This is a genomic window from Hymenobacter edaphi (assembly GCF_003258365.1).
Lineage (GTDB): Bacteria > Bacteroidota > Bacteroidia > Cytophagales > Hymenobacteraceae > Solirubrum > Solirubrum edaphi.
The window spans coordinates 1,536,978-1,549,941 of record NZ_QHKM01000001.1 but is presented as its reverse complement, the minus strand read 5'-3'; the positions used below and the strand labels follow the sequence as shown (position 1 = coordinate 1,549,941).

Here is a 12,964-nt window from a genome sequence, read left to right as displayed (position 1 = left end):
CAAAGCCCTGTAATCAGCAATACCCCAGCCGCGGAGCAGCGCCAAGTCAATAGAACGACCAACGCCTAAACGTCTTGAGCTCCGGAGGAGCGGCACCCGACCCGCGCGGTTGAGGTGCCGCTCCTCCGGAGCTCGGTCGTTCTTGTCGGCTCCCTTTTCTATTGATGTGGCGCTGCTCTGCGGCTTGATTCAGCACTGCTCTGCACTGGAAAGCAGCCGCGGAGCAGAAAGAAGCAGCCGCGAAACCGAGCCGCCTACTTGAGTGAAGGGTGTTTATATCAGTGCTTTATTTATTGAGCTTTCATCCCGATACCGAGGCGTTGTAGTTCAACAAACCAAACGCTTCGGCCAACTCCGGCGCCGGGGCAAGCGTAGGGCTTAACCAGCGGCGGTCCGGCTCTGCGGAGTCGGCCGCCGGGGTTCCCGCCCGTCTTGTCCCTCTATTCCAACCCAAGCGCCTCTATGAGTACCGTTTCCACAACCAGCGCCGCCGACGGCCAGCTCCGGCCCCTGGTGCCACCCAGCCCCGTCACCCTGCGCATCAACGGCCAGGACCACACCCTGCAGCTCGCGCCCTGGACCAGCCTGCTCGACGCCCTGCGCGAGTACGCCGGCCTGACGGGCACTAAAAAAGGCTGTGACCACGGCCAGTGCGGCGCCTGCACCGTGCTCGTCGACGGAAAGCGCATCAACAGCTGCCTAACGCTGGCGGTGCTGCAGGAAGGCGCCGACATAACGACCATCGAAGGCCTGGGCTCCGAGCACGCGCTGCACCCCTTGCAGCAGGCCTTTATCGACCACGACGCCTTTCAGTGCGGCTACTGCACGCCCGGTCAGATCTGCTCGGCGCAGGGCCTCATCAACGAGGGCAAAGCCCAGACCGAGGACGAAATCCGGGAGCTGATGAGCGGCAACGTCTGCCGCTGCGGCGCCTACGTGGGCATCCTGGCCGCCGTGAAGGAAGTAGTCGACGCGAAGCGGTGAAATGGTGAGCTAGTGAAATGGTGAGTTGGCTGTTCAACGACTCGCCACCATTTCACGCCTCGCAACTCACCATCTCACCACCTCACCAACTCACCAACTCACCAGATGAACCCCTTCACTCTTACCCGCGCCGCGTCGGTGGATGCTGCCGTGCGCGACTTCAGCGGCCACGAGGCCGCGGCCTACATCGGGGGCGGCACCAACCTGCTCGACCTGATGAAGGAAAACGTGGCGCACCCACAGCACCTCGTCGGACTCAATAAGCTGCCGCTGTCATCCATCGAAAGCACCACCGGCGGCGGGCTGCGCCTGGGCGCTACGGCCACCAACGCCGATACGGCCTGGCATGCGGAAGTCCAGCAGCGCTACCCGCTGCTCAGCCAGGCCATTCTGGCCGGGGCCTCGCCGCAGCTGCGCAATATGGCCACCAACGCCGGCAACCTGATGCAGCGCACCCGCTGCTACTACTTCTACGACACGGCTACGCCCTGCAACAAGCGGGAACCCGGCTCGGGCTGCGCGGCCATCGGCGGCTACAACCGCATCCACGCCATCCTGGGTACTTCGGATAGCTGCATTGCCACCCACCCCTCCGACATGTGCGTGGCCCTGGCCGCGCTGGAGGCCGTGGTGCAGGTGCAGGGCCCCGACGGGTCGCGGCAGATTAAGTTCGAGGACTTCCACCGCCTGCCCGAAGACGCGCCCGAGCGCGACAACACCCTGCAAGCCGGGGAGCTGATTACCAGCATCGACCTGCCCGCCCAGGGCTTCGCCGAAAACTTCGCCTACCTCAAGCTGCGCGACCGGCAGAGCTACGCCTTTGCACTGGTTTCGGTGGCCGTGGGGCTGGAGCTGGACGGCAATACCATCAAGGAAGCCCGGCTGGCCCTCGGCGGCGTGGCCCACAAACCTTGGCGCGACAAAGCCGCCGAGCACCTGCTGAAAGGGCAGCCCGCCACCGAAGCCACTTTCCGCAAGGCCGCCGAGGCGGTGCTGAAGGAAGCCAAAGGGCAGGGCACCAACGACTTCAAAATCGAGCTGGCCAAGCGCGCCATCGTGCGCGCCCTCACGCAGGCTGCGGCCGGGGAGCAGAAAGCATCCGACGTCTTTACCAACAGCAATCCATGAGCACCGATAGCAATACCAAATACGTCGGCAAGGCCCCGAGCCGCGTCGAAGGCCCCCTGAAGGTGACCGGCCAGGCCAAGTACTCGGCCGAGTTCAGCGTGCCCGACCTCGTGTACGGCTACGTGGTGAGCAGCCCGGTGGCCAAGGGCAAGATCCGGAAAATCCACGCCGACAAAATCCTGGCTCTACCCGGCGTCATCCAGGTGTTTTCGCACGAAAACGTGCCTACACTGGCCTGGTTCGACCGCAGCTACAAGGACGACGTGGCCCCCGGCGGCTCGCCCTTCCGCCCCCTGCACGACGACGAAATCAAGTTCAGCCAGCAGCCCGTGGCGCTGGTGGTAGCCGAAACGTTCGAGCTGGCCCGCTACGCCGCTTCCGTCCTCGAAATCGAGTACGAGCAGGAGAAGCACGCAACCGACGTGGAAGCCCTGCGCGAAAAGGGCCAGGAGCCCGGCAGCGGCAAAACCGGCTACAAGCCGCCCGTGCGCCGCGGCAACGCCGACAAGGGGCTCAGCAAGGCCGAGCACCGCATCAAGCAGGAGTACATCCACGGCACCCAGCACCATAACCCGATGGAAATCTTCGGGGCCACGGTGCACTACCACCCCGACGGCAAGCTGACGGTGTACGACAAAACCCAGGGCGTATACAACTGCCAGCAGTACCTGAAAAAGGTGTTCGGGCTGAGCGCCGACAAGGCCCGGGTGGTGAACCTGTTCATGGGCGGCGGCTTCGGGGCGGGGCTGCGGCCCCAGTACGAGCTGTTCCTCTCGGTGCTGGCCGCGCTGGAGCTGAAACGCTCCATCCGTCTGAGCCTCACGCGCCAGCAGATGTTCAGCCTGGGCCACCGCCCGCACACCGTGCAGACGGTAGAGCTGGGCACCGGTCCCGGCGGGGAGTTGCTGGGCCTCAAGCACAAGGCCGTGCACGAAACCTCGCGCTTCGAGGAGTACACCGAAAACGTGGTAAACTGGTCGGGCATGCTCTACCAGTGCCCCGACGTGCACCTGGAGTACGAAGTGGTGCCGCTGGACGTGTTTACCCCGCTCGACATGCGGGCGCCCGGTGCGGCCACCGGCTCCATCGGCCTGGAAGTGGCCATGGATGAAATGGCCTACGAAGCCGGCATCGACCCGCTGGAATTCCGTCGCCGCAACTACGCCGACCGCGACCAGAACGAGGACAAGCCCTTCAGCAGCAAAAAGCTGCGCGAAGTGTACGACGAAGGCGCCCGCCGCTTCGGCTGGGACCAGCGCAAGATGGAGCCCCGCTCCATGCGCGAAGGCAACAAGCTGGTGGGCTGGGGAATGGCCGGGGGCGTATGGGATGCTTCCATGCAGAAAGCCGCCGCCAAAGCCAGCATCACCGCCGACGGCAAGCTCACGGTGAGCAGCGCCGCCGGCGAAAACGGCACCGGCACCTACACCGTGATGACGCAGATTGCGGCCGAAACCCTGGGCCTGCCCATGGAAGCCGTCACCGCCAAGCTCGGCGACACCACCTTGCCCGAAGCCCCCGTACAGGGCGGCTCCTGGACGGCTGCTACCGTCGGCTCGGCCGTGAAAAGCGTGTGCGAGGCCCTGGGCGAAAAGCTGCTGAAGCTGGCCCAGAAAATGGACGACTCCCCGCTGAAAGGCGCCAAGCCCGAGGACGTGGAATTTGTCAACGGCCTGATCCGGCTGCGCAAGGAGCCCCGGCAATCGGTGGTGCTGCGCGACGTGCTGCAGGTGAGCGGGGAGCGGGAAATCGAGGCCGACTCCTCGGTGATGCCCAACCCGCTGAACATGCAGAAGTACTCGATGCACGCCCACAACGCGGTGTTCGTGGAGGTGCAGGTGGATGAGGACCTGGGCACCATCCACGTCACGCGGGTGGTGAACGTGGTAGCCGCTGGCCGCATCATCAACCAGAAAACTGCCCGCTCGCAGGTGCTCGGTTCGGTGGTCTGGGGCATCAGCATGGCCCTGATGGAGGAAACCGTGATGGACCACCGCTACGGCCGCTACATGAACCACAACTACGCCGAGTACCACGTGCCCGTCAACGCCGACGTGCGCGACATCGAGGTGCATTTCGTGGAGGAGGAAGATCCGCACGTGAACCCGCTGGGCGTGAAAGGCATCGGCGAAGTGGGCCTGCTGGGCGTGGCCGCCGCCATTACCAACGCCGTGTACCACGCCACTGGCAAGCGCGTGCGCAGCCTCCCGCTGACGATTGATAAGCTGCTCTAGCCTCGGCTGGAGCCTCAACGGCAACGCCCCGGAACCGGACTGGTTTCGGGGCGTTCTTATGTCTAATGCAGGCTTCTACTCGTGCTCTGGCAAGGCATCTGCCTCGTGTATTACGATTTCTCCCTTCCAGAAACAGCCCACTAGGCAGTCCATATAAGGGTCGTTGCCACTCGTATTCAAAGTCCATTGCCAGTCGACGATATCTGCATCCGTTGATAAGGTCAACTTGCTGTTATTATCGAAGCTCAGGGTCAGATTATAAGCATCATCCAAGGCCACCTCCGTAATCAACCGCTGCCGGTGTGCGGTCATGACAGTGGTTTTGCTGATAAATTCTTTATCGACACAGTCAGCAAAAGGAGGGTAATTGGCCTGATACCATTGATTAAGCTGTATTTCGTCTTCCGAAACAACTTCCTGCGCCACCAAATAATAGCCACCCAGATACAAAACCCACCAATCACCGACGCTAAAGCCGGAAATAAAATTTCCCTGTAAGGCATCAGATAGAATAAGTAAGGCACGGCTTCTTTTTTCATTTTCAATCATAGTCTGATGCATCAGTTATGGGTTTTTATCCGCGTCATTTTGCTTGTTAATTGATTTGAGGGCTAGAATATCCTCCTGGACTTTCGCCCGATTCGTGGCCTGTTTGCTCAGAATAAGGTCTGCCAGCGCAACGGTGTAAATATTGAAGCCATCCAGTTTGGGAACCGTCTTTCAACGGAAAGCGTCATTGAATCTGCCAAGGCCCAGGATTTTGGGTAGAAAATCTACCGTGAAATCCTCGAAACTGTGTTTGAAAAATGACTTCTTCGGGTTCGGTGATAGTTCGTTCCGATAGGAATCGACATTGATACCAAACTCTTCCAATGCCTCCAGGAGCCGATAGTAATTGGCGTAGCTGGGATTATACCAGAAGTCAAAATCATATTTATTGGACATCTCTCCAGACGGCAGCATGCTCATTCGGTAGTGCCCGTAAATAGCCACCGCCGCACCACCCACAATCAGATATTCTACCGCATGCTTGTGCAATAAGTCGGCAGAGCTGCAGCAGCGTCTCATTCGCCGATTCAGTCATGCGCTTCCGGCTTATCCGCCGTCTTTACAGATTCCCGGACCAGATTCAGAAACGCAATAATTTTCTCTTCGGCCTGCGGCTTAGCGGCGGCCGGGTTGCTGTGCGAATCAGATACCTTTTTCAGGCTTTTAAAAGAGGGGTAACGCTTCATCTGACTACTCTTTTCAAGGCTTGGCTTCGGATCAGTCCGTTCGGAAAGATAGTGAGCCAGCGCTATTGCGTTGACACACTGCTAAATGACGAGGCCAGCCGTGGTGGGGTTTAGGGCCCGGCGGGCTTGCTGCCTTCCACTGCCCCCAGTATAGCGGTTAATCCCAGAGGCCCGTAGCCGCAAAAGCTGCCACGAGGCTGAGCCACAGCAGCACGCCATACACCGCCAGGCTGACCACATTAGCCACTATTTTCTGCCAGCCGCCCTGGTAGCGCAGATGATCCAGCAGGTAGTAGAGCAACCCCCCGAAAGCCCCCGCCACCGGCACGGTAAGTAGCGGCAGCACGGTCCAAAGGCCAAATGCCAAGCGCGCCCCGCTGGCGAAAAAGACCATGAAAACAGCGGCCAGGATAAAGGCAATACCGGCGCCCTGCGCGACGCGTTTGCCCCAGGGGCTGGGATGCAGGTTTGGCGAAAGAGAGGATTGAGCAGGCATGGTTTTCTGGTTTATGGGGGTTGACGATGTAAAGTGCGAGGTCGAGGGGAGCCGGCTTTTCAAACGACGCCCCCGCTTGCCGCCTCAGCGGGAAGGGCTACCGGCCAGCCGATGTGCTTGCCGTCGGCAACGGCGTGGCCGCTGAGTCGTCGGGGCGTTGTCGGTACTCGGCCAGGGCTTGGTCGAGCGGCAGGCCCTGCTGGTGAATGCACGCGCAGAAACGGTAGCCCGCCGTGGTGCGGGTACTGCCCTCAAACTGCCGTCGGCAATCAGCCAAGGTGTTGTAGGGCTTCACGTCGAAGGAGGTGATGCCCACGACCACCAGCGCCACGGCGGCGGCCACTCCGGCAAAGAAGCCCGTCGGGAATTTGCTGCTGGGTGGCGGTGCGGGCAGAGCGGCCGGTGCGGGCGGCGGCTGGAAGGGCAGCAGGAACTTCAGTCGGTCGTAGTACCAGCAGAGCAGGTACAGATTGGCCAGCACCATCAGCGGCGAGGTGAGCAGCGAGCCATCGAAGCGCACGGCCAAAGACAGGATGCAGATATTCAGAATGATGGGAAAGTAGAGCACGGCCCCGAGCGCCGCCGTGCCGGGAATCAGCAGCAGCAGGGCCGCCGTCAGCTGCAGCACCCCGATAAAAGGGTAGTAGTAGCCGGTGTGGTGCAGCGCCTCCAGGTAGTGGCCCATCGGGTGATTGTTGGAGAGCGAGGTAAACCGCTCCCCCATGATTTTCACGAACCCCGACGGAATAAACCCCGCCGCCAGCGCCAGCCGGTTGAACACCGCGAAGTAGCGCAGCCAGCGGTTTTGCCTGGCCTGGGCATGCAGGCGGTCCAGGGTAGCGGGGAGGCTCATGGCAGAAGCTGAAGGAGGTCAGGAGGCTAGTATTGATTGCAAATGTATAAAGTTCTTTGAATTTCAAAGTAAGCGCGGCCCATTAAATCATTCGGCCGTCCCGTACGGCGCCGGGGCAGCGGTTAGAGGCTGGCTGCCGGGTGCCTGGCCAGGAAGGCCCGGGCCGCCACTACTTCCGGGCGGGCGGGCGCGGCGGCGCGGGCCACCTCGGTCAGGCGTTGGTAGTAGGCCGCGGCTTTGGCGGGCTGGCCGGCCTGCTCGGCCGCCCCGGCCGCCCCGTACAGGCCGTTAAACCGGTTAGGGTGCTGCTGCAGGTCGGCTTCGTAAGCGGCCAGGGCCGGGGCGGGCTGCCGCAGCTGCAGCAGCATATCGGCCAGCAGCTCGCGGGCCGGCACCACCTCGCCGGGCGTCACCGGGTGCTTTTCGGTGCGGTTTTCGAGGTCGGCGGCCTGCTGCATGCGCCGCAGGGCTTCGGCCGACTGCCCGCGGGCCAGGGCCAGCCACGCCTCGGCGGCCAGCAGCTGCACTTCCACCTGCCGGGCCTGGTAGTCGTTGTGTTGCCCGCTCAGGGTGGTGCGCAGGGCCGCCAGGTGGTCGATTTCGCGTTGGGCCGAGTCGGGCTGCTGGGTGCGGGCGTGGCCCAGGGCGCGGGCAAAGTGCGTGATGGCGCGCTGCCACGGAAACTGCGCCCAGTCGAGGTGGGCGCGCTGCGGCCGGAGCCGGGCGGCGGCGGCCCACTGCTTGTTTTCGAGCACGTAGCGGGCGGGCACGGCCGCAAAGGCGTAGGCCACCTTGAACGTGACCGGCGATACCTCGCGCACGGCCGCCAGGTAGCGCTGCTGCTCCCGGGCCCGCCGGTTGTCGCCCTGCTGCAGGTAGGCGTAGGCGAGGTAGTCCACGCTGTGCAGCTCCTCGTCCCAGTGGCCCTTCAGCCCCGCGTTTTCGGCGTAGCAGCGGGCCGAAGCCGCCGCGGCCAGGTTGGAGCTGATGCATTCGTCCCACAGCCCCAGGCGGGTGAAGATGTGCGAGGGCATGTGCAGCGCGTGGGCCGACGAGGGCGCCACCGCGGCGTACTGCCGGGCCGCCGGCAGGGCCAGCGCGGCCAGCTCGGGGTAGTCGTAAGTGTGGATGAGGTAGTGCACGATGCCCGGGTGCCGGGGCGCCTGCGGCTGCAGGCCCTCCAGAATAGCCCCCGCCTTGCGCTGCTTGCGGAAGGTCTTGTCGGCCGGGTCGGCGGCCGCGTCGAGGGCTAGGGCGTAGAAAATGGCCGCCTCCGGATCGGTGGGGAAGCGGGCGGCTACGCGGGCCATGGCCTGCTCGAAGCGCCCGCTGCGGGTGCGGTGGTCGGCGTGCGCGTGGTCCTGGTAAAACGCGGCCAGCGCATCGATGTAAGCCGCTTCGCGGGCGGTTTTTTTCGGCAGCCGCTGGGCCAGGGCCACGGCCCGGGCACCCTTGGCCAGCTCGGCGGGCGTGGGGGGCGTCCAGAGCGGGTGGTAGCTGCACATGGCCACGCCCCAGTAGGCCATGGCGCAGTCGGGTGCCTGGTCGATGACGCGGGCAAAGACCTTTTCCGCCTCGTCGTACTCGAAGGAGTGCAGCAGCGACACGGCCAGGGCAACATCGGCCTGCACCGACTGCGGGCCGCTTACCTCGAAGGCCACGCGGCCGAACTGCTGCTCGGCCGGGCCGCACACCGAGAGGTTGCCGCGCTTCAGGCTCAGCTCGGTTAGCGTCCCGGCGGGGGCGGCTTGGTTGTGTTGCCGGCACGCCGAGGGCAGCAGGCTCAGGCCGTAAACGAGCAGCAGGGGCAGGCAGGACGTGTTCATAGCCGGGAGGGAGCAGTGGACGGGTGGCCGTTATGGCCCATCGGGCAGGCGCTTGCGGCCGCGCAGCACAACCGAGGCCGCCCGCAGCGGCCCCGCGAGGCGTTGGGCGTCATTTCTGGCCGTAGGCCACCACGGTGCCGTAGTTCAGGGCCGTCGAGCCGTCGGAGCACTGCTCGTCGATGCGGGCAAAGACCTCGGTGCGGATTTTTTCCCGGGTGGCGGCGTCGGCCTGGCTCAGGGCGGCCACCACGGGCGCGGCCACTTCGTTCATAAACTGCCAGTAGGCCTCCTTGCTGCTGCTGCGCAGCTGCCCGGTTATTTCCGCCTCGTGCACGTGGTCGAAGCCCGCCTGCCGCAGCAGCTCGGGGAGGAAGCCGGGCCCGGCGCAGCGAAACATGCCCGGGGCCCCGGCCGGCGGGGCCGGCAACTGCAGGTGGCGGCTGATGGTGCCCATGATGGTGGTAATCCAGGCGTTCTGGGCGGGGCCGCCCCACACCGACGCGGCCAGGCGCCCGCCGGGCTTGAGCACGCGGTGCATCTCGCGGGCGGCCAGCGCCATGTCGGGGAAAAACATGAAGCCGAAGCGGCAGCTCACCGCGTCGAAGGTGTCGTCGGGAAAAGGCAGCTCGCTCACGTCGCAGGCCACGGTTTCGTAGTTGCTGATGCCCCGGTCGGCGGCTTTGTCGCGGGCCACGGCCAGCATGCCCTCGGCCAGGTCGGTGATGACGACCCGCCCGTCCCGGGCCAGCGCGGCGATGCTCAGGCCCGGCTCCCCGGTGCCGGCCGCCACGTCGAGCACGAGGTCGGTGGGCCGGATCTGCAGGCGGCGGATGATTTCCTCGCCCATGGGCCGCAGCCAGTCCATGGTGAAATCGTCCCACTTGCGCCAGCCGGCCGAAAACTTGTTCCAGGTGGCTTTTTGCTGTTCACGGATGGTTTCGAGTTCTGCGTTCATAGCCTTGGGAATTGGGATGTGGGAGCGGGGAGCAGCAGCGGTGCAATGGGGCCGGGCCCGGTGCCGGCGGCGACTATAGCGAATATACAATATTGTCACTCGCAAAAAGGCAGCTTCGCCGCAATACGCCGGCGGTGGGCCGCGCCGCTGGCCCCGAACAAGATCGGGGCGGGCGGGTTGATAACCAGCCGCCGCCGCGGCGCGTACTGCCTCCTTACGCCGCGCCCGCCGCCGCCGGGGCGGTTTCTTTTTTGCCGCTTTTCCATGACCGAACTCCAACGCCTGCTTGCCGCCTACGACGACTACCGCGCCGCCGGCCGGGCCTGCGCCCTGGCCACCGTGGTCGAAGTGGAAGGCTCGGCCTACCGCCGCCCCGGTGCCCGCATGCTCGTCACCGACGACGGCCAGCTGACCGGCGCCATCAGCGGCGGCTGCCTCGAAGGCGACGCCCGCCAGCGCGCCCGGCAGGCCCTGCAGCGCCGCCAGCCCGCGCTGGTCACCTACGACACCTCGGACGAAGACGACCCCCGCCACGGCCTCGGCCCCGGCTGCCAGGGCGTGGTGCGCATTCTGCTCGAGCCGCTCGATTTCGAAGACGCCGACAACCCGCTGGAGCTGCTGCGCGGCTTTGCCCGCCACCCCGAGCCGGCCGTGCTGGCCACCGTGTTTCGCTGCGCCGCCGGCCAGGCCGTGGCCGACCTCGGTCAGCGCCTGCTGCTGATGCCCGGCGGCCAGGTGCGCGGCTCCGCACTCGACAACCTCGCCCTGACCGCCCAGCTCCGCGCCGACGCCAACCAGGCCCTGGCCCAGGATCAGTCCCTGATTCGCGAGTACCCCGCCGCCCCCGGCAGCACCGTGCGCGTGTTCCTGGAAGTGCTACGCCCGCCGCTGCGCCTGGCGGTGTACGGGGCCGGCAACGACGCCCAGCCGCTGGTGCGCCTCGCCGCCGGGCTCGGCTGGCACGTGACGGTGGTCGACGGCCGCCCGCGTCAGGCCGCTGCGGAGCGGTTTCCGGAAGCCGCCGACGTGCGCGTGGTGACCCTGGGCGAAGTGCCCGCCCTGCCGCTCACCGCCGACTATGCCGTGCTGCTCACCCACAACTACGCCTACGACCTGGCCGTGCTCCAGCGCCTGCTGGGGGCGCCCACCTCGTACATCGGGCTGCTCGGACCGCGCCAGAAAGCCGCCCGCCTGCTCGAAGAGCTGCGCGAGGAAGTGCCCGACGCCGAAACCCGCCTCGCCGGCCGCCTTTACAGCCCCATCGGCCTGAACCTGGGCGCCGAGACGCCGGAGGAAATTGCCCTGTCCATCGTAGCCGAAATTCAGGCCGTGCGCCAGGGCCGGCCTGGCGGCATGCTCACCCATTCCCAAGACCCCATCCACGCCCGCCCCACCCACGTCGCCGCCCCCGATTCGGCCGCCGAAACGGGGGGCGGGAAGCCCCGCTACCGCCACGTGGTGGTGACGGAGCCGAGCTGCGGCATCTAAATTCACGGACGGCCGGGTGATGGGTTGGTGCGCTATACAGGAAAGCCCGCAACGGAAATCGGCTTCTCCGGTGCGGGCTTTCCATTGCTTAGTTGCGCTTACACCCCCGTGAACTTTACCGTCACGATGGGTCGGGTTTCGTCGCAGCAGATCAGGTAAGGCTGGGTAGCCAGCAACGCGGCGGAGTCTTTGTACGCAAAATCAAACTCCTGCAGAATGCTGCTATCGAAGTCGCCCTGGCGGTTGAGCAGCTCCGCAAAGCGCTGTCGGTAGGCTTCCTTGTCGGCTTTTTTGAGCGAGTGCCAGTGCTTGAGCGTATCGGTGCGGCTGTAGCGCCGGCCGGCGCCGTGCGCGCAGCTCCACAGCGCCTGCTCCAGCGCGGCGGCCCAGCGGTTGGGCTTCACGATCAGGGAGCCGCGGCTCATCGAAAGCGGAATGACCACCTCGCCATCGGCCGCCAGCTGCGTGCTGCCCTTGCGGTGAATCACCCCATCCGGCCGAAACTCCAGCAGGTTGTGGCAGCTGTCGGCCAACACCGGCGTGCCGGCCGCCACGTACTGGTTGCGCTGCAGGAACTCGTAGGTTTTGAGCAGGAACTCCCGCCGCCGGCTCGCCGCATACGCCAACACCCGCTCATACTCCTGCCGGTAGCTCGGCGTCGCCAGCCCAATGGGCAGCCAGTCGTGGCCGGGGTTGTGCTGCTGCAGCAGGCGGGAGTTTTCCTGGTACATATAAATGCCCAGGTTGCGGCTGCCGGTATGCACGATGAGGTAGAGGTAGTCGGCCGATTCCTCCAGCGACAGGAAGTGGTTGCCGCCGCCCAGGCCTTCGTTGGTCATGCCGTGGGCCTCCCGCTCGAAGGCGCGGTAATGCCGGGCTTTGTCGAATGGGCGTAACACGTCCGGCCGGGGAATGCGCAGGTAGGCTACCCCGCAGCCCATGTCCTTGCCCGTGACCAGCGGGAAAAAAACCTCGGTCGTACGGAAAGCCACACCCACCGGGATGGCGCGCTCGGAGCAGTAATGGATATCGGGGAATACGGCGATTCGCCCGATGGTGGGTTTTTCCTCGAACGCGAGAAGGGACTGTAGCGCGTTCTGCTCCACGCCGCTACGATCCGTAAAATAGACCGTTTTCACGTTGTCTGCTTTTACGATGTGAATAAAAGGCGCGCGCCGGGAAGCAGCCGCATAAATGCGCGCGAAATCAGGGCCTCAGCAATAGGCCGGGGGCAAAGGTAGAAAAGACAGAGGATTGGAAACAGGGGCACCCGCCGCCTGCGGTTCGCTGCGCTCAGGATGGGAGGATGAGAACAATTCTGCTATGCTTCGAACCCACCCTACGGGTGCGCGGCCACCCACACGGTGCCATCCTCGTACTCCTCCTTTTTCCAGATGGGCACCACCTCTTTCAGCGTGTCGATGATGTACTGGCAGGCGGCAAACGACTCGGCGCGGTGCGGCGTCGATACGGCTACCACCACGGCCACGTCGCCGATGTCGAGCGTGCCTTTGCGGTGCACCACGGCCACCTCTTGCAGCATGGGCCACTTTTCCACGGCCTGCTCGGCCACCTTGCGCAGCTGGTGCACGGCCATCTGGTCGTAGGCCTCGTAGTGCAGGCGCACCACCCGGCGGCCGGTGCTGCGGTTGCGAATGGTGCCGATAAAGGCGTTGACTGCCCCGGCGCCGTCGGCCTGCACGGCCTGGAGCACGGCGGCCACGTCGATGGGCTGGTCGGTGAGCTGAATGAGCATTTCCAATTA

Annotated in this window: 13 protein-coding genes; 4 read left to right on the top strand and 9 right to left on the bottom strand. The window is 64.8% G+C overall.

Annotated features, from left to right (window positions below):
• Window positions 1–462 precede the first annotated feature (462 nt).
• The 3 genes from DLM85_RS06455 to DLM85_RS06445 all read left to right on the top strand — a co-directional run bounded on the left by DLM85_RS06455 (window position 463) and on the right by DLM85_RS06445 (window position 4,346).
• On the top strand, window positions 463–984 hold the full coding sequence (locus DLM85_RS06455) for a (2Fe-2S)-binding protein (RefSeq protein ID WP_111477221.1): 522 nt from the start codon (window positions 463–465) through the stop codon (window positions 982–984).
• Between the two features lie 105 nt (window positions 985–1,089).
• The gene (locus DLM85_RS06450; protein WP_111477220.1) at window positions 1,090–2,112 is read left to right on the top strand and encodes an FAD binding domain-containing protein; all 1,023 of its coding nucleotides are present in this window, start codon (window positions 1,090–1,092) and stop codon (window positions 2,110–2,112) included.
• On the top strand, window positions 2,109–4,346 hold the full coding sequence (locus DLM85_RS06445) for a xanthine dehydrogenase family protein molybdopterin-binding subunit (protein WP_111477219.1): 2,238 nt from the start codon (window positions 2,109–2,111) through the stop codon (window positions 4,344–4,346). The genes DLM85_RS06450 and DLM85_RS06445 overlap by 4 nt, the downstream gene beginning before the upstream one ends.
• 75 nt (window positions 4,347–4,421) lie before the next feature.
• On the opposite strand, the gene DLM85_RS06440 is transcribed toward DLM85_RS06445, so the two are convergent.
• The 7 genes from DLM85_RS06440 to DLM85_RS06415 all read right to left on the bottom strand — a co-directional run bounded on the left by DLM85_RS06440 (window position 4,422) and on the right by DLM85_RS06415 (window position 9,711).
• On the bottom strand, window positions 4,422–4,907 hold the full coding sequence (locus DLM85_RS06440; RefSeq protein WP_165822030.1) for a hypothetical protein: 486 nt from the start codon (window positions 4,905–4,907) through the stop codon (window positions 4,422–4,424).
• A 159-nt stretch (window positions 4,908–5,066) separates the two neighbouring features.
• Window positions 5,067–5,414 (bottom strand): hypothetical protein, encoded by a 348-nt coding sequence (locus tag DLM85_RS06435; RefSeq protein ID WP_165822029.1) that lies wholly within the window; start codon window positions 5,412–5,414, stop codon window positions 5,067–5,069.
• Between the two features lie 8 nt (window positions 5,415–5,422).
• Entirely contained in the window at window positions 5,423–5,581 is a 159-nt protein-coding gene (locus DLM85_RS25380) for a hypothetical protein (protein ID WP_165822028.1), read from the bottom strand.
• Between the two features lie 157 nt (window positions 5,582–5,738).
• Window positions 5,739–6,077: a potassium transporter KefB gene (locus DLM85_RS06430; protein WP_111477216.1), complete on the bottom strand. Its 339-nt coding sequence runs from the start codon at window positions 6,075–6,077 to the stop codon at window positions 5,739–5,741.
• Window positions 6,078–6,174: 97 nt separating this feature from the next.
• A complete protein-coding gene (locus DLM85_RS06425) occupies window positions 6,175–6,930 on the bottom strand; it encodes a DoxX family protein (protein ID WP_111477215.1) in 756 nt (251 codons plus the stop codon).
• A gap of 122 nt (window positions 6,931–7,052) precedes the next feature.
• Window positions 7,053–8,756 (bottom strand): tetratricopeptide repeat protein, encoded by a 1,704-nt coding sequence (locus DLM85_RS06420; protein ID WP_111477214.1) that lies wholly within the window; start codon window positions 8,754–8,756, stop codon window positions 7,053–7,055.
• A 109-nt stretch (window positions 8,757–8,865) separates the two neighbouring features.
• Complete coding sequence (locus DLM85_RS06415) at window positions 8,866–9,711, bottom strand: class I SAM-dependent methyltransferase (protein WP_111477213.1); 846 nt, start codon at window positions 9,709–9,711, stop codon at window positions 8,866–8,868.
• A 264-nt stretch (window positions 9,712–9,975) separates the two neighbouring features.
• On the opposite strand from DLM85_RS06415, the gene DLM85_RS06410 reads away from it, so the two are divergent.
• Window positions 9,976–11,199, top strand: a complete 1,224-nt coding sequence (locus DLM85_RS06410) for an XdhC family protein (RefSeq protein WP_165822027.1) — start codon at window positions 9,976–9,978, stop codon at window positions 11,197–11,199.
• Window positions 11,200–11,297: 98 nt separating this feature from the next.
• Here DLM85_RS06410 and DLM85_RS06405 read toward each other — a convergent pair whose 3' ends face one another.
• Entirely contained in the window at window positions 11,298–12,338 is a 1,041-nt protein-coding gene (locus DLM85_RS06405) for an RtcB family protein (protein ID WP_133256937.1), read from the bottom strand.
• A 200-nt stretch (window positions 12,339–12,538) separates the two neighbouring features.
• Window positions 12,539–12,955, bottom strand: coding sequence for a molybdenum cofactor biosynthesis protein MoaE (locus tag DLM85_RS06400; protein WP_111477210.1), 417 nt, complete (start codon window positions 12,953–12,955; stop codon window positions 12,539–12,541).
• Window positions 12,956–12,964: the final 9 nt, after the last annotated feature.

Excerpts from the sequence above, each read along its gene's own strand:
- DLM85_RS06410 (WP_165822027.1), top strand. The coding sequence starts at position 9,976 with ATGACCGAACTCCAACGCCTGCTTGCCGCCTACGACGACTACCGCGCC.
- DLM85_RS25380 (WP_165822028.1), bottom strand. The coding sequence starts at position 5,581 with ATGAAGCGTTACCCCTCTTTTAAAAGCCTGAAAAAGGTATCTGATTCG.
- DLM85_RS06425 (WP_111477215.1), bottom strand. The coding sequence starts at position 6,930 with ATGAGCCTCCCCGCTACCCTGGACCGCCTGCATGCCCAGGCCAGGCAA.
- DLM85_RS06455 (WP_111477221.1), top strand. The coding sequence starts at position 463 with ATGAGTACCGTTTCCACAACCAGCGCCGCCGACGGCCAGCTCCGGCCC.
- DLM85_RS06435 (WP_165822029.1), bottom strand. The coding sequence starts at position 5,414 with ATGAGACGCTGCTGCAGCTCTGCCGACTTATTGCACAAGCATGCGGTA.
- DLM85_RS06430 (WP_111477216.1), bottom strand. The coding sequence starts at position 6,077 with ATGCCTGCTCAATCCTCTCTTTCGCCAAACCTGCATCCCAGCCCCTGG.
- DLM85_RS06440 (WP_165822030.1), bottom strand. The coding sequence starts at position 4,907 with ATGCATCAGACTATGATTGAAAATGAAAAAAGAAGCCGTGCCTTACTT.
- DLM85_RS06415 (WP_111477213.1), bottom strand. The coding sequence starts at position 9,711 with ATGAACGCAGAACTCGAAACCATCCGTGAACAGCAAAAAGCCACCTGG.
- DLM85_RS06450 (WP_111477220.1), top strand. The coding sequence starts at position 1,090 with ATGAACCCCTTCACTCTTACCCGCGCCGCGTCGGTGGATGCTGCCGTG.
- DLM85_RS06420 (WP_111477214.1), bottom strand. The coding sequence starts at position 8,756 with ATGAACACGTCCTGCCTGCCCCTGCTGCTCGTTTACGGCCTGAGCCTG.
- DLM85_RS06445 (WP_111477219.1), top strand. The coding sequence starts at position 2,109 with ATGAGCACCGATAGCAATACCAAATACGTCGGCAAGGCCCCGAGCCGC.
- DLM85_RS06400 (WP_111477210.1), bottom strand. The coding sequence starts at position 12,955 with ATGCTCATTCAGCTCACCGACCAGCCCATCGACGTGGCCGCCGTGCTC.